We start from the raw sequence: 19,282 nt of genomic DNA, 5'->3' as shown, positions 1-19,282 counted from the left end.
ACCGGTACAGACCCAAGTCCCGCCCGGAGCAGGGGTCTTGTTCCTTCAGATTGTGAACGCGCAACCCCTTGACGGGCCCTGGCGGCCGTCATTTACTCACGGCTCGCATGCCTCCCTCATCCCCCCATCCCCCCACCACCAGAAGGCGGCGCTCCATGAAGAGATCCAGACGAGTGGCCGGGCTGCTCCTCGCCGGGCTGCTCACCACGGCCGGGCTCACGGCCGTGACCGCGCCCGCGCACGCGGCCGGCGAGCAGGTGACCGCGTATCTGACCACGACCGACGACTCCGCCGGACGCCATGTGGTCCGCGGCCTCCAGGCCCAGACGCCGTTCGCCTTCCAGTCGGGCGCCGGCGGCGGCGGCGAGAACATCACCGTCGACGAGAACACCCGCTACCAGACCTTCACCGGCGGCGGCGCGTCCTTCACGGACACCGCGGCCTGGCTGATGAACAGCAGCGGGGCGCTCTCGCAGGCGACGCGGGACGCGACGATGCGGAAGCTGTTCTCGCCGACGGACGGGATCGGGCTGTCGTTCCTGCGCAACCCGATGGGCGCCTCGGACCTGGCGCGCTACGGGTACACGTACGACGACGTCCCGTCGGGCCAGTCGGACCCGAACCTCGCGCAGTTCAGCATCTCGCACGACCTCGCGGACGTCGTCCCGCTCACCAAGCAGGCGCTCCAGCTGAACCCGTCGCTGACGGTGATGGCCTCGCCGTGGACGGCGCCGGCCTGGATGAAGGACAGCGGGCAGCTCAACGGCGGCTGGCTGAAGGCGGAGGACTACGGGGCGTACGCCTCGTACTTCGTGAAGTACCTCCAGGCGTACCGCGACCAGGGTGTCAACGTCTCGTACGTGACCCCGCAGAACGAGCCCACGTGTTGCTCGGGCTACCCCTCGATGAGCTGGAACGCGAGCGGGCTCCAGTACTTCCTCAAGAGCGAGCTGTTGCCGAAGCTCCAGTCGGCGGGGCTGTCGACGAAGGTGCTGGCGCACGACTGGAACTGGGACGTGTACGACTCGTACGCGGCCCAGAGCGTCGACGACACGGCGATCCGCAACCACCCCAACTTCGGCGGCATCGCCTGGCACGGGTACGGCGGTGACGTCGCCAAGCAGACCACCGTCCACAACCAGTACCCCTCGCTGGACGCGTTCGGCACCGAGCACTCGGGCGGCACGTGGATCGCCAACCAGCAGCGCGAGGACATGCTCAACATCGTCGACTACACGCGCAACTGGGCGAAGTCGGTGACCAAGTGGTCGCTGGCCGTGGACCAGAACATGGGCCCGCACAATGGCGGTTGCGGTACCTGCACCGGTCTGATCACCGTGCACAACGGGGACGGGGCGAGCGGGACGGTCGACTACACGGTCGAGTACTACACGATGGGCCATCTGACCAAGTTCGTACGGCCCGGCGCCCAGCGCATCGCGTCCAACGCCTCCTCCGCCGTGCCGAACGTGGCGTGGCGCAACCCTGACGGCTCGAAGGCGCTGATCGCGTACAACGATGCGACGACCGCCAAGACGGTCACGATCAACTGGGGCTCGCAGCACGCCACTTACTCCCTGCCGGGCAAGACATCGGCGACGTTCACGTGGTCCGGCACGCAGTCCGGCGGCGGCAGCCAGTCGGGCGCGTTCGTCGGTCTCGCGGGCAAGTGCCTCGACGTGGCGGGCGCTTCGAGCGCGAACGGTACGGCGGTGCAGCTCTACGACTGCAACGGCACTGCGGCCCAGCAGTGGACGGTCCAGGCGGACGGCTCGATCCAGTCGCTCGGCAAGTGCCTGGACGTGACGTCGGCGTCGACGGCGAACGGCGCGAAGGTGCAGTTGTACGACTGCAACGGGACCGGTGCACAACGGTGGTCGTACAACGCCTCGACGGGTGATGTGGTGAACACGGCGGCGGACAAGTGCCTGGACGTGACGGACAACTCGTCGGCGAACGGGGCACGGGCACAGATCTGGACGTGCACCGGTGCCGCCAACCAGAAGTGGCATCTGCAGTAGGGCGTTGGTGCGGATCGCGGTCCGTCCGTGAGGGGGGACCGTGAGACGTACTCGGGTGGCGGCGCTCCTCGGCACGGTCGCGGGGGCACTGCTGCTGAGCGGGTGCGCGGCCGTGGACCTGCCGCTCGCGGGGGTGCGGGTCGGGGCGGACGGAGCGCCGTACGCCCTGATCCGGCCCTGCGGGAACGACTCGTACCAGGGACTGTCCCTCGACGGCCGCCCCGGGGACGTGAACGAGGGGCCGGTCACCAGCGGCTGGGACGCCGAGGGCGAGCGCTCCGGGGACGCCGACTTCCCGCTGTTCTCGCCGCCGGACGCCTGGCGGGCCCGCCACCGGGGCGCACAGCACCTGGTCGCGGGTCACAGCTACCGGCTGGCCTTCGGGCACTACATCACCGGCGACGCCTACAACGGCATCGCCGACTTCTCCGCCGAGGCCATCGCACGGCTGCGGCCCGGTCAGGTCTGGGCCGACGGCCGCGCGATGAGCCTCCGCGCGTTCGAGCGGCTCGCCGAGGACGCCTGCTGAGTCCCGGCTACTCGGCCGGCTCCACGCCCGCGCGCAGCAGGCCGTAGGTGTATGCGTCCTCCAGGGCCTGCCAGGAGGCCGCGATCACGTTCTCCGCCACGCCCACCGTGGACCATTCGCCGGAGCCGTCCGAGGTGGAGATGAGGACGCGGGTCGTGGACGAGGTGCCGTGCTTGCCCTCGAGGATGCGGACCTTGTAGTCGACCAGGTCGAGCTTGGCGAGCTGGGGGTAGATCCGCTCCAGGGCGACACGCAGGGCGCGGTCCAGGGCGTTGACCGGGCCGTTGCCCTCCGCCGTGGCGACGATCCGCTCGCTCTTGGCCCACAGCTTGACGGTGGCCTCGTTGGCGTGGGTGCCGTCGGGGCGGTCCTCGACGATGGCGCGCCAGGACTCGACGTCGAAGTACTTCAGCGGCTTGCCCTCGGCCTCGGCGCGCAGGAGGAGTTCGAAGCTGGCGTCGGCCGCCTCGTACGTGTAGCCCCTGAGCTCGCGCTCCTTGACCCGCTCCACCACGCGGCCGACCAGTTCGCGGTCGCCGCCCAGGTCGATGCCGAGTTCCTTGCCCTTGAGCTCGACCGAGGCGCGGCCCGCCATGTCGGAGACCAGCATCCGCATGGTGTTGCCGACCTGCTCGGGGTCGATGTGCTGGTACAGGTCGGGATCGACCTTGATCGCGGAGGCGTGCAGGCCGGCCTTGTGGGCGAACGCCGAGACGCCGACGTAGGGCTGGTGAGTGGAGGGGGTGAGGTTGACGACCTCGGCGATGGCGTGGGAGATCCGCGTCATCTCGCGCAGCCTGTCATCCGGCAGGACTTTCTTGCCGTACTTCAGTTCCAGGGCGGCGACCACCGGGAAGAGGTTGGCGTTGCCGACGCGCTCGCCGTAGCCGTTCGCCGTGCACTGGACGTGGGTCGCGCCCGCGTCCACCGCGGCAAGGGTGTTGGCGACCGCGCAGCCGGTGTCGTCCTGGGCGTGGATGCCGAGCCGGGCGCCGGTGTCGGCCAGGACCGTGGACACCACGGCCTGGACCTGGGCGGGGAGCATGCCACCGTTGGTGTCGCACAGGACCACGACGTCGGCGCCCCCGTTCGAGGCCGCCCGGACGACCGCCTTCGCGTACTCGGGGTTGGCGCGGTAGCCGTCGAAGAAGTGCTCGCAGTCGACGAAGACCCGGCGGCCCTGCGCCTTCAGGTGGGACACCGTGTCCCGGACCATCTCCAGGTTCTCGTCGAGCGTGGTGCGCAGCGCCAGCTCCACATGCCGGTCGTGGGACTTGGCGACCAGGGTGATGACCGGGGCGCCGGACTCCAGGAGCGCCTTGACCTGCGGGTCCTCGGCGGCCTTGGCGCCCGCGCGGCGGGTGGCGCCGAAGGCGACCAGCTGGGCGTGCTTGAAGGCGATCTCTTCCTGGGCGCGGGCGAAGAACTCGGTGTCCCGCGGGTTCGCGCCGGGCCAGCCGCCCTCGATGAAGCCCACGCCGAAGTCGTCCAGGTGCCGTGCGATGGCGAGCTTGTCCGCGACGGTGAGGTTGATGCCCTCGCGCTGAGCGCCGTCGCGCAGCGTGGTGTCGAAGACGTGGAACGAGTCGTCGAGCTCACTGGTTGCCGTCTCGGTCATGGTCTCAAGGCTCCTGTGTCGAATCTCGGTCTTACCGGAATGACCGGCTCCACCGTCCCCCCATGGTCCCTCGCGCTCCGCCTCCGGCTGAGGTGGGCCGGAAAACGAAAAAACCTCTCGCGGGTGCGAGAGGTCTGCGCGCGGGTCGAGGACGACGGTGGCCACCCGTACCTGGTCGTACGTAGTGGTCACTGCGGACCGGCGCGCCTGCTGCCAATAATCATGACGAACGAGGGCACGGGGGCAGTCTGGCACATTCCGCCCGCGCGTTTCGGCCCGTCTCAGGATGCGGGCGCCTGGGTGGACGGCTTGCGGGTCGCGTCCAGGTTCTTCATGTCCCGCATGGTGACGTACCGCACAAGGAATTCCCGGGCGGGGTGGGCGTCACTTCCCGGCCGGCGCCAGGAGCGACTCCGCCAGGAACTCCCTTACGTGAGCCATGACCTGGGCCCGGTCCGTGCCGCGCAGGCCGACCGCCACATGGATGGAGAAACCGTCCAGGAGGGCGCGCAGCCGGGCCGCGAAGCGGTCGGCGTCGACCGTCCGGAACTCGCCGCGCGAGACACCCTCGGCGAGCAGGGCGACGAGGTCGCGATGCCAGGCGCCCTCGATCGCGGCCTGGCGGTCGCGGGCGTCGTCGGCGGCGGTCTGCGAACGGTTCCAGACCTCCAGCCACAGCGTCCAGTGCGGGTCGCGGGGGCCGTCCGGGACGTACAGGTCGACGTACGCGTCCAGGCGCTCACGGGCCGAACCGGCGCGGGTGAGCAGCCGACCGCGTTCGGTGCCGAGCCTGCCCTCGCTCCACTCCAGCGTGCGCAGGAGCAGTTCGTCCTTGGAGCGGAAGTAGTAGAGGAGATGGCCGCTGCTCATGCCGACCTCTCGGCCCAGCGCCGCCATGGTGAGCTTCTCCAGACCGCGTTCGGCGATCATGTCCATGGCGGCGGCGAGCACGTCCTCGCGGGGCGGGGCCTGTCTGCGCCCACCGGCCATGCGCTGCTCCTAGATCTTCGGCTGCTGCTGGGTGACGCAGTGGATACCGCCACCGCCTGCGAAGATCGTACGGGCGTCCACCAGCGTCACCGTCCGTTCCGGGAACAGCCGGCGGAAGATCCCGGCCGCTGTCTCGTCGCGCGGGTCGCCGAAGCCGCACAGCACGACGCCGCCGTTGCAGAGGTAGTGGTTGATGTAGGAGTAGTCGGCCCAGTGGCCGTCGGCCTCCAGGACGGTCGGCGCGGGCACCTCGACGACCTCCAGCTGCCGGCCCCGCGCGTCCGTCTGGGACCGCAGGATGCCGATAACCTCCTCGGTCACTGCGTGGTCGGGGTGCGCCGGGTCCGGCTGGTGGTGGGCGACGACGACGCCGGGCCGGGCGAAGGCGGCGACGATGTCGACGTGACCGAGGGTGCCGAAGCCGTTGGGGGTCCCCCCACGCTGTTCAGGCAGTGGGGGAGGATAGTCACCGGTGAGACCGCGCGGCAGCCAGATCGCCTTGCGGGTGCCGAGGTGGGCGTGAATCTCCGCCTCGACCTGCTCACGCGACCAGTCCGGGTTGCGCTCAGGGCCGAGCTGGACCGTCTCCGTCAGCAGGACCGTGCCCTCGCCGTCGACGTGGATCGCCCCACCCTCGTTGACCAGCTTCGAGGCGTACGTCTTCGCGCCCGCGAGGTCCGAGACATGCGCGGCGATCTTCGCGTCGTGCTCCCAGCGGGCCCAGTGCTGGGCGCCCCAGCCGTTGAACGTCCAGTCCACGGCGGCCAGTTCACCCTTGCCGTTGGTGAGGAAGGTGGGGCCGATGTCGCGCATCCAGGCGTCGTCGAGGTCGCGTTCGACGGTGGCTATGTCCGGGCCGAGCAGTCGGCCGGCCTCCGTGGACTGTCCCGGGCCGCACACCACCGTCACCGGCTCGAAGCGGCGGACGGCACGCGCGACCGATGCCCAGGCGGCGCGGGAGGCGGCGAGGTCGTCCGGGTCGTCGAAGGTGGGGTTCGGGCCCGGCCACGCCATCCAGGTGCGCTCGTGCGGGGTCCACTCGGCGGGCATGCGGAAGCCGTCGGCGGCAGCAGACATGGGTGATCCTTACAGGAAGTAGAGGCGGTTGAGGGTGACCGAGTCGGCGGGTTCGGAGCTGACCGGTTCTCCGTCCAGGGTGACCAGTCCCGTGCGCTGGTCGACGTCCACTGCTCCGGTACGGGAGTTGAGGCGCAGGTCGGCCGGACCGATACCGCGCGTGCCGCGCACGGCGACCCGTCTCCTGCGCGTCGGCATCGAGTCGTTGCCCTGGTCCAGCGCGGCCCGCGCGACGAAGGCGACGGAGAGGTCGGCCGGGGTCGCGCCGTGGGCGCCGAACTGCGGGCCCAGGACGAGGGGTTCACAGGTGTCGGTCGCCGCGTTGGGGTCACCGACCACGCCGTACGCCGGGAAGCCGGCCTTGAGGACGAGCTGCGGCTTGGCGCCGAAGTACTCCGACCGCCACAGCACGATGTCGGCGAGCTTGCCGACCTCGATGGAGCCGACCTCGTGCGAAAGGCCGTGCGCGAGGGCGGGGTTGATGGTCAGCTTGGCCATGTAGCGCAGGACGCGCTCGTTGTCGTGGTCGTCCGGGGCGCCGAACTCGGCCTTCATCTTCCCGGCCATCGCGAAGGTACGGCGCACGGTCTCGCCGGCCCGCCCCATGCCCTGTGCGTCCGACGAGGTGATGCCGATGGCGCCCAGGTCGTGCAGCACGTCCTCGGCGCCCATCGTCCCGGCGCGGATGCGGTCGCGGGCCATGGCGGCGTCGCCGGGCAGGTCGGTCTTGAGGTCGTGGACGGAGACGATCATGCCGTAGTGCTCGGCCACCGCGTCCCGGCCGAAGGGCAGGGTGGGGTTGGTGGAGGAACCGATGACGTTCGCAACCCCGGCCATCTTCAGCACGTTGGGGACGTGTCCGCCGCCGCAGCCCTCGATGTGGAAGGCGTGGATGGTACGGCCCTCGAGGACGCGCAGGGTGTCCTCGACCGACAGACACTCGTTCAGCCCGTCGCTGTGCAGGGCGACTTGGACGTCGTGCTCCTCGGCGACACGCAACGCCGTGTCCAGGGCGCGGGTGTGGGCGCCCATGTCCTCGTGCACCTTGAAGCCCGAGGCGCCCCCCTCGGCGAGCGCCTCGACGAGAGGGGCTTCGTGCGAGGACGAACCCCGGCCCAGGAAGCCGATGTTGACCGGCCAGGCGTCGAACGCGCTGAATGCGTGCCGCAGTGCCCAGGGCGAGTTGACGCCGACGCCCCACACCGGCCCGAACTCCTGCCCGATGATCGTCGTGACGCCGGAGGCCAGCGAGGCCTCCATGATGCGCGGGGACAGCAGGTGGACATGGGTGTCGACGGCACCGGCGGTGGCGATGAGCCCCTCGCCGGAAACGATCGACGTACCGGTGCCGACGACGACGTCCACACCGTCGAGGGTGTCGGGGTTCCCGGCCCGCCCGATGCCGCAGATCCGCCCCTCGCGGATGCCGATGGACACCTTGCGGATGCCCTGCACCGCGTCGATCACGACGACGTTGCTGATCACGACGTCGCAGGTCTCGCGGACGGCGGCCGCCTTGAGGTGCAGCCCGTCGCGCGCGGTCTTGCCGAACCCGGCGAGGAACTCGTCGCCGTGGAGCTGCGCATCGGACTCGACACGGATCACCAGACCCGAGTCGCCCAGGCGGACTCGGTCGCCGGCGCGGGGGCCGTGGGTGGCGGCGTACTCGTAGGGGTTCATCGGTTCTCGACTCCCAGATATCCGCAGGCAGCGGCCCGGCGCAGAGCCTCGTCCCTCGCCCCCGGCGCATCCAGCGGCCCGTCCACGAGCCCGGCGAAGCCGATCGCGATCCGCTCGCCGCCGATGGGGACGAGCCCGACCTCGGCGCTCTCCCCCGGCCCGAATCGCACGGACGACCCGGCGGGTACGGCGAGCCGCATGCCATAGGCCTCGGCGCGGGCGAAGTCGAGCCGCGGGTTGGCCTCGAAGAAGTGGAAGTGGGAGGTGACGGAGACGGGGACGGTGGCGGTGTTGGTGACAGTGAGCCGTACGACCGCGTCCGGCTCGGCGTGCTCGGGCCCCGGCAGCAGCGCGCCCGGCGCCCGCTCGCCCAGCCCGCCACCGCCGATCGGATCGGAGACGACGGCGAGCCGCGAACCGTCGTCGAAGACTGCCTCGACGTGCACCTCGGTGACGACGTCGACGACGCCGGGCAGCACGTCTGCCGGGCCGAGCACGGAGCGGGCGCGCTCGATGGCCTCGGCGAGCCGGGCGCCGTCGCGGGCGGCCTCGCAGACGGTGTCGGCGATGAGCGCGGTGGCCTCCGGCACGTTCAGCCTGAGGCCGCGGGCCTTGCGGGCACGGGCCAGCTCGGCGGCCGAGAACAGCAGCAGCCGGTCACGCTCCGTGGGCGTCAGTCTCACGTCCCAGCACCTCCTTGGCTTCCTCGATTTAGAGCACCACTCTAAACACAGGATGCAAGAAGGAGAACCTTTGACTGTCAGTTCCAGCTGAAGATATTGACCGTCGCTCTAACTGGACGCGCATGCCTTGGACCGCCACAGCGTCGTGCCCCGCCGGCCCCATCGCCCCGGTCCCTGGATCAGTCTGACCGCGCTCAGGCTCGACAGGCACAGGCCCATGGTCGCCGCGAAGGCGACAGCCGCCGCCGGCAAGGCCTCGCCGATGGTCCGACGCTCTCTGATCTTCAGAACGATCGTGATCAGGGCCATCACGCTCGAAAACAGCACCGCGGCTGTGAGAGCCAGCCACGGAACCGCTGCGGCCGGTCCGGGCTGAGTGGTACCCATGTCACCCGGCCTCCAGCCCCGGCAGAAATCGCGATGCGCCGAACGCGGGCTTCAGGTCGGTGAACCAGGTGGCGCCCTCGTCGTACGCCGCGAAGAACGGGCGGTCGACCAAGGCCGGGTCGCGGGCCTGGATCAGGTGGAGGACGAAGACCTGCTCGCCGGCCACCTCGGCGACGCCGTCCACACACACCTTGCCCGGCATCGCCGACATCACCGGACCGCGCACCGTACGGGCGAGGCCGGAGACACGGGCGTACGCGTCACGGAAGATCGCGTGGCCGCGGGCGAGCGGCACCCCGAAGTAGCCCTGCGGGCCGGTGTCGCGCTCCACGAACTGGTAGTACGGCACCGCCCCGAGGGTGGTCGTCTCCTCCCAGAGCTCCGCCCACGCCTCGGCGTTGTCGTTGATCCCGGCCACCAGTGGGCCCTGGCAGCGGATCACGGCGCCCGTGTCGCGCACCCGGCGCATCGCCTCCCGCACGATGGGCGGGCGCAGCTCCTGCGGATGCGTGAAGTGGGCCATGAGGGCGAGGTGGCGGCCGCTCGCGACGACCCTCTCGAACAGACGGAGGAGATCGTCCGCGTCGCGGTCCGTGGTGAAGCGGTACGGCCAGAAGGCCAGCGACTTGGTGCCGATGCGGATCGAGCGGATCGTGTCGATCTCCAGGAGCGGTTCGACGTAGCGGCTCAGTACCTCGGTGCTCATCACCAACGGGTCGCCGCCCGTGATCAGCGCGCTGGCGACCTCGCGGTGGGCGCGCAGATAGGCCGATGTCGCCGCGATGTCGTCCGTGGCGATGCGCAGGTCGGCCTCGCCGACGAACTGGGGCCAGCGGAAGCAGTAGGTGCAGTAGGCGTGGCAGGTCTGGCCCTGGCGTGGGAAGACCAGCACCGTCTCCGGGTATTTGTGCTGAAGTCCCGTCAGCCGTCGGCCCTCGTGGACGGGGACATTGGCGTCGAGCTGGCCCGAGGGGTGCGGATTCAGCCGCATCCGGATCTCGTGGGCCGTGCGCTGGATCTCGGCCTTGGGTGCCTGGGAGGACAGCAACTCCTGCATCCGGCGCAGATCGGTCGCCGGCAGCATCCCGGCCTGTGGGAACGTCAGCCGGAAGATCGGGTCGTCGGGCACCGCCGACCAGTCGATCAGCTCGTCCACCACGTACGCGTTCGTGCGGAACGGCAGGACCGACGAGACCGCGCGCAGGGCGAGCCGGTCCTCGGACGGCAGGTGCACGCGCTGCTGGAGCAGTCCGTCCAGGTCACGGGGTGTGAAGGCGCGGTATCGGGGGCTCGTGCGAAGAGCGGGAGCTGGGTGGAGCGCTGAACTCATCTGTGCGGGGCCTCTATTCCGTGACCAGGACCGCCGGCCGCAATTCGACGAATGTGGTCGCCGACGCATCGTACTTCTCCGCGAAGTGCTGGATGAGCAGCCCGTGCAGCTCGGTCTCGTCATCGATCACGAGCAGTTCGTGGGCGCCCTGGACGGTCAAGGCCTCGCTGTACGCGGAGAGTTGGTCGAGGCGGTGGCGTGCCATGTACGAGACCAGGTCGTGCCCGGCGACGTACAGACAGTCTTCGACGTAGATGAAGCGGCAGGTGAACTCGCGACGGCCGTCGGTCGCGTCGACCAGGGTCAGTGGCAGATGGGTGAACCGCTCCATCGGCTTGCTCTGCTGCCACAGCTCGTCGAACCGTTGCTCGACGAAGACGCCGAGCGGGGAGCGTACGGCGACTTCGAGTTGCACACCCTCCCCGGACAGCCGGCCGACGGTGAGGAAGGAGACCAGGGAGCGCTCGTCCCAGCGGTAGAGCGTCACTCCGGGTGAGGTCGAGCAGAGCCGGACCTCCAGGAACTGCTGGGAGGTGCCGTCGAGCCGGCGCGCGAACTGGCTGAGCGTACGCAGATTGCGCAGGATGTCGCGGCGGATGTCGGCACTCTGCTCGCCCAGTTCACGGCCGCGCAGGATGACGGCGAGCGAGTCGGGGTCGAGGAGCAGGATCTGGACCCGGGCTCCGTGGGCGGTCGCGGAGCGGATGCCGCGGAAGAGGCGTTCGGAGTACTGCGGGCCGAACAGGTTGGAGAAGGTGTCCAGCACCTTCACGTTGGACGTCGAGCCGTAGACCTGGGCGCTGAACCACTCGTAGTCGAGCCGGGTGTGCTCGCGGACCCGGCCCTCCTGCGCCCGGGAGATCAGCGGGCCGATCACGAACACGGTGATGGCGACGCCCACCAGGTCGGTGCCCAGGTTGAGGGCGAGGTTCTGGCCGTAGCTGTCCATGGAGGCGGCGCGCCACAACAGCACTCCGGCGACGGCGGCGAGCAGCACGAGCACGGTGAGGCTCTGTGGGCGCCGCGGAGTCCGTAACGCCCGTAGCAGCCAGCGCAGTCGCGGTACCGGCGGCCCTCCGTTCACCCGCGCCCCTCCCCCGTCCGTGTTCGCGCATGCGGGACGGCACGCCCCCGCGGATTCAGTGAATACCCGTGCCGAGAAGCCGGTACGCGTCGAACGGGCGGCCGATGTCGGGCCGCCCGTACGCGTCGGGGTCAGCCCAGCGGGTGCATCCAGCCGTGCTGGTCCTCGGTGATGCCGCGCTGGATGTCGAGGAGGGCCAAGCGGAGGCGGGCCGTGACCTCGCCGGTCTCGCCGTCGGACTGCTTCCACTCGGCGCCGGTGCTGCGCTTGACCGTGCCGACCGGGGTGATGACGGCCGCGGTGCCGCAGGCGAAGACCTCGGTGAGGGTGCCGTTCTCCGAGTCGCGCTGCCACTGGTCGAGGGAGATACGGCCCTCCTCGGCCTGGTAGCCGAGGTCGCGGGCAACCGTGAGGAGGGAGTCGCGGGTGACGCCTTCGAGGATGGAGCCGGTGAGGGTGGGGGTGACGATCCGGTCGCCGTACACGAAGTACAGGTTCATGCCGCCGAGTTCCTCGACCCACTGGTGCTCGACCGCGTCGAGATAGCAGACCTGGTCGCAGCCGTGGGTGGTGGCCTCGGCCTGGGCGAGGAGGGAGGCCGCGTAGTTGCCGCCCGTCTTGGCGTCGCCCACGCCGCCGGGGACGGCGCGGACGCGGTCCTCGGAGACCCAGATGGAGACCGGCTTCACACCGCCGGCGAAGTAGGCGCCGGCCGGAGAGGCGATGACGAGGAAGAGGTACTCGTTGGCCGGCTTGACGCCCAGGCCGACCTCCGTCGCGATCATGAAGGGACGCAGATAGAGGGACTCCTCGCCGCCGTGTGCGGGCACCCAGTCCTTGTCCTGCTGGACGAGGACGTCACAGGCCTCGATGAACGTCTCGACCGGCAACTCGGGCATGGCCAGACGACGGGCGGAGCGCTGGAAGCGCTTGGCGTTCTGGTCCGGGCGGAAGGTGGCCACGGAGCCGTCGGGGCGGCGGTAGGCCTTGAGGCCCTCGAAGATCTCCTGGGCGTAGTGCAGGACGTTGGTGGCGGGGTCGAGGGGGATCGGCGCGTACGGAACGAGCTGGCCGTCGTGCCAGCCCCGGCCCTCCGTCCACTTGATCGTCACCATGTGGTCGGTGAAGTGGCGGCCGAACCCGGGGTTGGCCAGGATCGCCTCGCGCTCGGCGGCGGAGGTCGAACTGGCGGAGGGCTTGAGCTCGATCGTGGGCGTCGTCATCAGTGGTTGTCCTTCACCGGTTGTGTGTGTCGGTCCGCGCTCACCCCCGCACGGCCGGTGGCCTGTGCTTGGACGTCCGAGCTTTCCCTCATACCGCGGCTCCGCGTTCGATTATCGCGCGCGGGCAGCGGTGGAAGGAATCGGGGTGAATGCGGCCCAGGGGTCGATGGTGGCACCCGGCGGGGGACATGGGGAAGCCGCCGGGCGCCTGAGCTGCCCGACGGCTTCGAAGGTTCTCGCAGCCCGCCGGGGTCAGCCGGCTACTCGTACGGAGAGCGCGTCGCCGATCTCGGAGGTGCCGCGGGCGGGCAGTTCGCCGCGCTCCGCGAGGTCGGCGGAGACGGCGTCCTCGATACGGACCGCCTCCGACTCGTAGCCGAGGTGGCGCAGCAGGAGGGCGACGGACAGGACCGTGGCGGTGGGGTCGGCCTTGCCCTGACCGGCGATGTCGGGCGCCGAGCCGTGCACGGGCTCGAACATCGAGGGGAACTCGCCGGACGGGTTGATGTTCCCGCTCGCGGCGACGCCGATGCCGCCGGAGACGGCCGCGGCGAGGTCCGTGATGATGTCGCCGAAGAGGTTGTCGGTGACGATCACGTCGAAGCGCTCGGGCTGGGTGACGAGGTAGATCGTCGCCGCGTCGACGTGGATGTAGTCGGTGTCGACCTCCGGGTACTCGGCGGACACCTTGTTGAAGACGTTCGTCCACAAGTGCCCGGCGAAGGTCAGCACGTTGTTCTTGTGGACCAGCGTGAGCTTCTTGCGCGGACGGGCCTGGGCGCGGGCGAACGCGTCGCGGACCACGCGCTCGACACCGAACGCCGTGTTGACGGAGACCTCGGTGGCGACCTCGTGCTCGGTGCCCTTGCGGATGGTGCCGCCGTTGCCGGTGTACGGACCCTCGGTGCCCTCACGAACCACGACGAAGTCGATCTGCGGCTGGCCGGCGAGCGGGGTGGCCACACCCGGGAGCAGCTTGCTCGGACGCAGGTTGACGTGATGGTCGAACGCGAAGCGGAGCTTGAGCAGGAAGCCGCGCTCGAGGACACCGGACGGGACCGACGGGTCACCGATGGCGCCGAGCAGGATCGCGTCGTGCTGCTTCAGGGCGGCGAGGTCGGCGTCGGTGAGGGTCTCACCGGTGGCGTGGTAGCGCTTGGCGCCGAAGTCGTACTCCTTGGTCTCCAGCTTCACATCCTGCGGAAGGACGGCGGAGAGGACCTTGAGGCCTTCGGCCACGACTTCCTGGCCGATGCCGTCACCGGGAATCACTGCGAGATTGATGCTGCGAGACATATCGGCACCCTACCCCTCGTCCCATGGGATGACATGGGCCGTCCGCCATACGGACCGGGCAGGGGTACTCGGACGAGTGACGGCGTCAGCGGTTCGAGCGGAGTTCACCCGTACGTAGGGCGGCCGTTGGAGTCTGCTGGGAACTTCACCCCCATGGCTGCGTTTTCCAGGGGGACACCCCCCGGACCCCCCGTCCCCGACGTCGGCATCCCCCCTCATCTCGCCCGCCGGATGAGCATGGCCGAGCAGTACGAGTACCTGCGCACCCGGTTCACCCGGCGCCGGACACTGGTGACGGCGGGCGCGGTGGCGGGCGGCCTGCTCGCGGGCTGTTCGGGGTCCCCCGACGCGGCGCCCGGTCCGGCCCCGGCGACCTCGCGGGTGGCGGGCTCCGCCGTCGCCCCCTTCGGCCGCCATCTCGCCTTCGGCGCCGATCCGAAGACCCGGATGCGGATCTCCTGGCAGGTGCCGCTGGCGGTCCAACGGCCGTATGTGCGCGTCGGGTTGCAGCCCGACGACCTGAGCCGCCGGATCCCGGCCGAGGTGCGCAACCTGTACACGCCGGGGGTGCAGGGGGTGCGGGCGGCGATCGAGCAGTACTACGTGCACGCCGCCCTGGACGGCCTGCGCCCCGGCGCGACGTACTACTACGGCGTCGGCCACGACGGCTGGGACCCGGCGGCCCCGGCCCACCGCTCCACCATCGCGTCGTTCCGTACGGCGCCCGCGACCCCGGAGCGATTCGTGTTCACGGCCTTCGGCGACCAGGGGGTCAGCACGGCGGCGAACAGCAACGACCACGTACTGCTGCGCCAGAAGCCCGCCTTCCATCTCCACGCGGGCGACATCTGCTACGCGAACGTCAACGGCAGCGGGAAGACCTCGGACGGCTACGACCCCCAGTTCTGGGACCTGTTCCTGAAGCAGACCGAGCCGGTCGCCAGGTCGGTGCCGTGGATGGTGACCACCGGCAACCACGACATGGAGGCCTGGTACTCGCCGGACGGCTACGGCGGCCAGCTCGCCCGCTTCTCGCTCCCCGACAGCGGCTTCGACCCGCACGCGGCGCCCGGCGTCTACGACTTCGTCTACGGCAACGTCGCCTTCGTGGCGCTGGACGCGAACGACGTGTCGTACGAGATCCCCGCCAACCTCGGCTACACGGGCGGCCGGCAGACGCGATGGCTGGACCGCAGGCTCGGTGAGCTGCGCGCGGCGCCGGAGGTCGAGTTCGTCGTGGTCTTCTTCCACCACTGCGCGTACTCGACGTCGCAGCACGCCTCGGACGGCGGGATCCGCGCGGAGTGGCTGCCGCTGTTCGCCAAGCACCAGGTGGACCTGGTGATCAACGGGCACAACCATGTGTACGAGCGGACGGACGCCGTGCGCGACGGCGAGGTGGGCCGGGCGGTGCCGGTCGGCGCGGAGACGGATCCGACGCGGGACGGGATCGTGTACGTCACCGCGGGCGGCGGCGGCCGGGACCTGTACGGGTTCCCCTCGGGCGTCAAGGACAGCTACGAGGGGCACGTCACCCGGCACGACGCGGTGAAGAGCTTCCACTGGACGAAGGAGCGGACCGCCGAGGCGGAGTCGGTGGAGTGGTCCCGGGTGCGGTACACCGGCTTCTCCTTCCTCTCGGTGGAGGCGGAGGCGGGCACGTCCCCGAGGCTGAAGGTGTCGGCGCTGGCGCAGAGCGGCCGGCGGATCGACCACTTCGAGGTGCGGCGCGGCCGGTGAGACCGCGCCGCACCCCGTGCGGGCGCGGCTCCCGGATCAGTGGTGGTACGTCGGTGGCGCTCCGGCTCAGTGGCCGGTCTCGCCGCCGTTGTCGCGGCGGTCGAGGGCGCGCTGAAGGGCTGCGGCGGCGTTCTTGCGGTCGGACTCGCTCGTGCGGGACACGTGGCGGACTCGGCGGCGGACGGTCGTCTCGGCCATGGAAATCGACTCCTTCGACAAATGTGCAGTGCGGAGGAAAGGGGGTTACGAGACGCCGGATGGGGCGGGGAGCGGTGCCGCAGGGGTTGCCTGCACGGGGCCCGGCTCACGACCGCCATTCGCTTGATCGAGCGAGACGTTCGGCTCCTACAACGCTAAGCGAGGAGCGCGCGTCTGTCTCTACAATTAGTCGGACTTCCTACTATCTGAGACGGCAGATTGAGTCACACCGCCGCGAGCTGCGGTTTCGCCGTTTCGGGGGGGAGTGCCCTCGGCGGTCAGAGCACATCGCCGTCCCGCCAGTCGAAGAGCAGCTCGTGGGCGGGGTCGAGCGGTCCGGCGAGGGCGGGGAGCACATAGAGGCTGCCCTCCTCCTCGGGCAGCGGGACGGGCCCGTACGGGGAGAGGGCGAGGATCCGGCCGGGCCACAGCTGCCAGCCCCGGGCCGCGTAGAGCCGGGCGCCGTCCTCGCTCGCCGAGAGGGCGCCGAGGTCGTACGCCCGGTCGATCACCCGCTCCAGGGCGCCCATGACCTGCCCGCCCAGTCCACTGCGGCGCGCATCGGGCCGTACGCCCACTGCCTCGACGTATCCGACGCGCAGCCAGCGCTCCCGGTGCCGCGCCCGGCGCATCACGACCGAGCCGTGGGCGGCGAGTCCGGCGTCGTCGTGGACGAGGGCGTGGATACCGCCGAGGCCGTGATCCCAGTCCTCGTCGTCGAAGCGTTCACCGAACGCGGCGGCCATGAGGGCGCGGGCGGCGCGGAGTTCGGCGGGAGTGAGATCGGCGGTGTGTGCCGTGCGGAGGTGGCCGGTCACAGCGCCGTCGTCACCGCCTCCCGGAAGCCCTTCGGGTCGTCCGCCCAGGGTAGGTGCCCGGCGTTGGGCAGGACCACCCGTCTTACCCGGGTAAGTGCGCGCTCCAGGGAGTCCACGGCCGCGCGGGGGCGGATGTCCCGGACGCCGTCGACGATCAGCACGGGCACGTCGAGGGACCGGCACGCGGCGTGCAGCTCGGGGGTGCCCCAGTCGCGTTTGCGCTCGTCGTTGAGGGCCCTGTTGCAGGCGTGGTTGATCGGGAACCACGGGTCGGCCATGCGCCGGGCAGGCTCCAGCGCCCCCTCCCGGTCCTCGAACTCGACCGACCACTGGAGCACCGCGCGCTCGCGCTCCTCGTCGTCCGTCAGCCGCGGACGGTCCGTCAACTCCCGAAAGTGAGCGAAACGTTCGGGGTGGTCGGCAAGGCGGGCGCGGAAGTTCGCCGCGTAGGCGGGGTGCCAGTCGGCGTCGGGGCCGATGCCCGTGCCGGCGACGTACACCAGCGTGCTCACCCGCTCCGGGTGGGCGAGCGCGTAGCTCAGCACCAGCTGCGCGCCCCAGGAGTGGCCGAGCAGCGCCAACCGGTCCAGGCCGAAGTGGCGTCGTACGGCGTCCAGGTCCGCCACGAACCGCTCGCTGGTCCACGGCCCGTCGCACCGCTGCGACCGCCCGCACCCGCGCTGGTCCCAGCGGACGACCGGGGTCACGTCCGCCAGCAGCGCGGCGACGTCGCCGAACATGTCCCACAGGCCCGGCCCGCCGTGGCACAGCACCAGCGGGTCCCCCGGGCCGGACCGGGCCGCCCACAGCCGTACGCCGTCGTCGGTCGCGACCGTCTCGCTCTCCTTGAAGGTCATACGGAGAGTCTGCCCGGACATGGAAGCGGGCCGGGAAGCCTGCTCGGGGGTCAGGCTTCCCGGCCCGGGTTCGGGAGGGCTGGTCAGCCCATGTGCGGGTACGTGTAGTCGGTCGGCGCGACCAGCGTCTCCTTGATGGCGCGGGTCAGGGTCCAGCGCAGCAGGTTCTGCGGGGCGCCGGCCTTGTCGTTGGTGCCGGAGGCGCGGCCGCCGCCGAAGGGCTGCTGGCCGACGACGGCGCCGGTCGACTTGTCGTTGATGTAGAAGTTGCCCGCGGCGTAGCGGAGCTTCTCCATCGTGTACGCCGCCGCCGCGCGGTCGTTGGAGATGACCGAGCCGGTGAGGGCGTAGTCGGACACCGACTCCATCTGGGTCAGCATCTCGTCGTACTGGTCGGCCGAACTGTCGTCGTAGACGTGCACAGCAAGGAACGGGCCGAAGTACTCGGTGCGGAAGACCTCGTTCTCCGGGTCGGTGCACTCGACGACGGTCGGGCGCACGAAGTAGCCGACCGAGTCGTCGTAGGAGCCGCCCGCGACGATCGTGCAGGTCGGGTCGGCCTGGGCGCGGTCGATGGCGGCCTTGTTCTTGGCGAAGGCACGCTCGTCGATGACGGCGCCGATGAAGTTCGCCAGGTCGGTGACGTCACCCATGGTCAGACCGTCGATCTCGGCCGCGAACTCCTCCTTGAAGCCGGAGTTCCAGATCGACGCCGGGATGTACGCCCGGGAGGTCGCCGAACACTTCTGGCCCTGGTACTCGAAGGCACCGCGGGTCAGCGCGGTCTTGAGGACGGCGCGGTCGGCGCTCGGGTGGGCGACCAGGAAGTCCTTGCCGCCGGTCTCGCCGACCAGACGCGGGTAGGAGCGGTACTTCTCGATGTTGGTGCCGATCGTCTTCCACAGGTGCTGGAAGGTCTTGGTCGAGCCCGTGAAGTGGATGCCGGCCAGGTCGCGGTGCTCCAGGGCGACCTTGGAGACCTCGATGCCGTCACCGGTGACGAGGTTGATGACGCCCTTGGGCAGACCGGCCTCCTCCAGGAGCTGCATGAGCAGCACGGCGGCGTGGGTCTGGGTCGGGGACGGCTTCCAGACGACGACGTTGCCCATCAGCGCGGGAGCGGTGGGCAGGTTGCCCGCGATGGCGCTGAAGTTGAACGGCGTGATCGCGTAGACGAAGCCCTCGAGCGGGCGGTGGTCGAGGCGGTTCCAGACGCCCGGGGAGTTGGCCGGGGGCTGCTCGGCCAGGATCTGGCGGGCGTAGTGGACGTTGAAGCGCCAGAAGTCGACCAGCTCGCAGGGGCTGTCGATCTCGGCCTGCTGGGCCGTCTTGGACTGGCCGAGCATGGTGGAGGCGGCGATGGTCTCGCGCCAGGGGCCGGCCAGCAGCTCGGCGGCGCGCAGGATGATCGCGGCGCGGTCGTCGAAGGACATGGCACGCCACGCGGGCGCGGCGGCCAGGGCCGCGTCGATGGCGTCCTGGGCGTCCTGCTGGGTGGCGTTGCGGAGCGTGCCGAGGACGGCCTTGTGGTTGTGCGGCTGGACGACCTGGAAGGCCTCGCCGCCGCCCAGCCGCTTCTCGCCGCCGATGGTCATCGGCAGGTCGATCGGGTTCTCGGCCAGCTCCTTGAGCTTGGCCTCGAGACGGGCACGCTCGGGCGAGCCGGGGGCGTAGCCGTGCACCGGCTCGTTGACGGGGGTGGGGACCTGGGTCACAGCGTCCATGAGATCCGAACTCCTTGTACGTGAGCG

Annotated in this window: 17 protein-coding genes; 3 read left to right on the top strand and 14 right to left on the bottom strand. The window is 70.4% G+C overall.

Features of this window, described 5'->3' with window-relative positions; genetic code table 11:
* Nucleotides 1–155 precede the first annotated feature (155 nt).
* Nucleotides 156–2,021, top strand: coding sequence for a ricin-type beta-trefoil lectin domain protein (locus ACFYXB_RS24645; RefSeq protein ID WP_389585963.1), 1,866 nt, complete (start codon nt 156–158; stop codon nt 2,019–2,021).
* A gap of 40 nt (nt 2,022–2,061) precedes the next feature.
* Nucleotides 2,062–2,550, top strand: coding sequence for a hypothetical protein (locus tag ACFYXB_RS24640; protein WP_389585960.1), 489 nt, complete (start codon nt 2,062–2,064; stop codon nt 2,548–2,550).
* Between the two features lie 7 nt (nt 2,551–2,557).
* On the opposite strand, the gene cimA is transcribed toward ACFYXB_RS24640, so the two are convergent.
* From cimA to ACFYXB_RS24590, 10 genes are all read right to left on the bottom strand, one after another.
* Nucleotides 2,558–4,168 (bottom strand): citramalate synthase, encoded by a 1,611-nt coding sequence (gene cimA / locus ACFYXB_RS24635; RefSeq protein ID WP_351346458.1) that lies wholly within the window; start codon nt 4,166–4,168, stop codon nt 2,558–2,560.
* A 384-nt stretch (nt 4,169–4,552) separates the two neighbouring features.
* Nucleotides 4,553–5,158: a TetR/AcrR family transcriptional regulator gene (locus ACFYXB_RS24630; RefSeq protein ID WP_389585955.1), complete on the bottom strand. Its 606-nt coding sequence runs from the start codon at nt 5,156–5,158 to the stop codon at nt 4,553–4,555.
* A 9-nt stretch (nt 5,159–5,167) separates the two neighbouring features.
* Nucleotides 5,168–6,235, bottom strand: coding sequence for an agmatine/peptidylarginine deiminase (locus tag ACFYXB_RS24625; protein ID WP_389585952.1), 1,068 nt, complete (start codon nt 6,233–6,235; stop codon nt 5,168–5,170).
* A gap of 9 nt (nt 6,236–6,244) precedes the next feature.
* Nucleotides 6,245–7,915, bottom strand: a complete 1,671-nt coding sequence (locus tag ACFYXB_RS24620) for an urease subunit alpha (RefSeq protein WP_389585949.1) — start codon at nt 7,913–7,915, stop codon at nt 6,245–6,247.
* The gene (ureA, locus tag ACFYXB_RS24615) at nt 7,912–8,598 is read right to left on the bottom strand and encodes an urease subunit gamma (RefSeq protein ID WP_389585946.1); all 687 of its coding nucleotides are present in this window, start codon (nt 8,596–8,598) and stop codon (nt 7,912–7,914) included. Before ureA ends, ACFYXB_RS24620 begins: the two co-directional genes overlap by 4 nt.
* A gap of 108 nt (nt 8,599–8,706) precedes the next feature.
* Nucleotides 8,707–8,985, bottom strand: coding sequence for a hypothetical protein (locus ACFYXB_RS24610; RefSeq protein WP_389585943.1), 279 nt, complete (start codon nt 8,983–8,985; stop codon nt 8,707–8,709).
* 1 nt (nt 8,986) lies between these two features.
* Complete coding sequence (locus tag ACFYXB_RS24605; protein WP_389585940.1) at nt 8,987–10,315, bottom strand: KamA family radical SAM protein; 1,329 nt, start codon at nt 10,313–10,315, stop codon at nt 8,987–8,989.
* Nucleotides 10,316–10,328: 13 nt separating this feature from the next.
* Nucleotides 10,329–11,399, bottom strand: coding sequence for a hypothetical protein (locus ACFYXB_RS24600; protein ID WP_389585937.1), 1,071 nt, complete (start codon nt 11,397–11,399; stop codon nt 10,329–10,331).
* A 131-nt stretch (nt 11,400–11,530) separates the two neighbouring features.
* Nucleotides 11,531–12,622 carry a branched-chain amino acid aminotransferase gene (locus ACFYXB_RS24595; RefSeq protein ID WP_389585934.1) on the bottom strand — a complete coding sequence of 364 codons (1,092 nt, stop codon included), beginning with the start codon at nt 12,620–12,622 and terminating at the stop codon, nt 11,531–11,533.
* A gap of 252 nt (nt 12,623–12,874) precedes the next feature.
* Nucleotides 12,875–13,918, bottom strand: a complete 1,044-nt coding sequence (locus ACFYXB_RS24590; protein WP_351346440.1) for a 3-isopropylmalate dehydrogenase — start codon at nt 13,916–13,918, stop codon at nt 12,875–12,877.
* Between the two features lie 153 nt (nt 13,919–14,071).
* Between ACFYXB_RS24590 and ACFYXB_RS24585 the strand changes: the two genes are divergently transcribed.
* Complete coding sequence (locus ACFYXB_RS24585; protein WP_389585931.1) at nt 14,072–15,658, top strand: purple acid phosphatase family protein; 1,587 nt, start codon at nt 14,072–14,074, stop codon at nt 15,656–15,658.
* A gap of 66 nt (nt 15,659–15,724) precedes the next feature.
* On the opposite strand, the gene ACFYXB_RS24580 is transcribed toward ACFYXB_RS24585, so the two are convergent.
* From ACFYXB_RS24580 to pruA, 4 genes are all read right to left on the bottom strand, one after another.
* The gene (locus ACFYXB_RS24580) at nt 15,725–15,856 is read right to left on the bottom strand and encodes a hypothetical protein (protein WP_015493350.1); all 132 of its coding nucleotides are present in this window, start codon (nt 15,854–15,856) and stop codon (nt 15,725–15,727) included.
* A 278-nt stretch (nt 15,857–16,134) separates the two neighbouring features.
* Nucleotides 16,135–16,674: a GNAT family N-acetyltransferase gene (locus ACFYXB_RS24575; protein WP_389585927.1), complete on the bottom strand. Its 540-nt coding sequence runs from the start codon at nt 16,672–16,674 to the stop codon at nt 16,135–16,137.
* Nucleotides 16,671–17,531 carry an alpha/beta fold hydrolase gene (locus ACFYXB_RS24570; RefSeq protein WP_389585924.1) on the bottom strand — a complete coding sequence of 287 codons (861 nt, stop codon included), beginning with the start codon at nt 17,529–17,531 and terminating at the stop codon, nt 16,671–16,673. Before ACFYXB_RS24570 ends, ACFYXB_RS24575 begins: the two co-directional genes overlap by 4 nt.
* An 83-nt stretch (nt 17,532–17,614) precedes the next feature.
* A complete protein-coding gene (pruA, locus tag ACFYXB_RS24565; protein ID WP_389585922.1) occupies nt 17,615–19,255 on the bottom strand; it encodes an L-glutamate gamma-semialdehyde dehydrogenase in 1,641 nt (546 codons plus the stop codon).
* Nucleotides 19,256–19,282 lie beyond the last annotated feature (27 nt).

Origin of the sequence: Streptomyces sp. NPDC002619 (genome assembly GCF_042889305.1) — a bacterium.
Classification (GTDB): Bacteria; Actinomycetota; Actinomycetes; order Streptomycetales; family Streptomycetaceae; genus Streptomyces.
The sequence above is the reverse complement of the archived record's forward strand: the minus strand, read 5'-3'. Positions and strand labels throughout refer to the sequence as shown.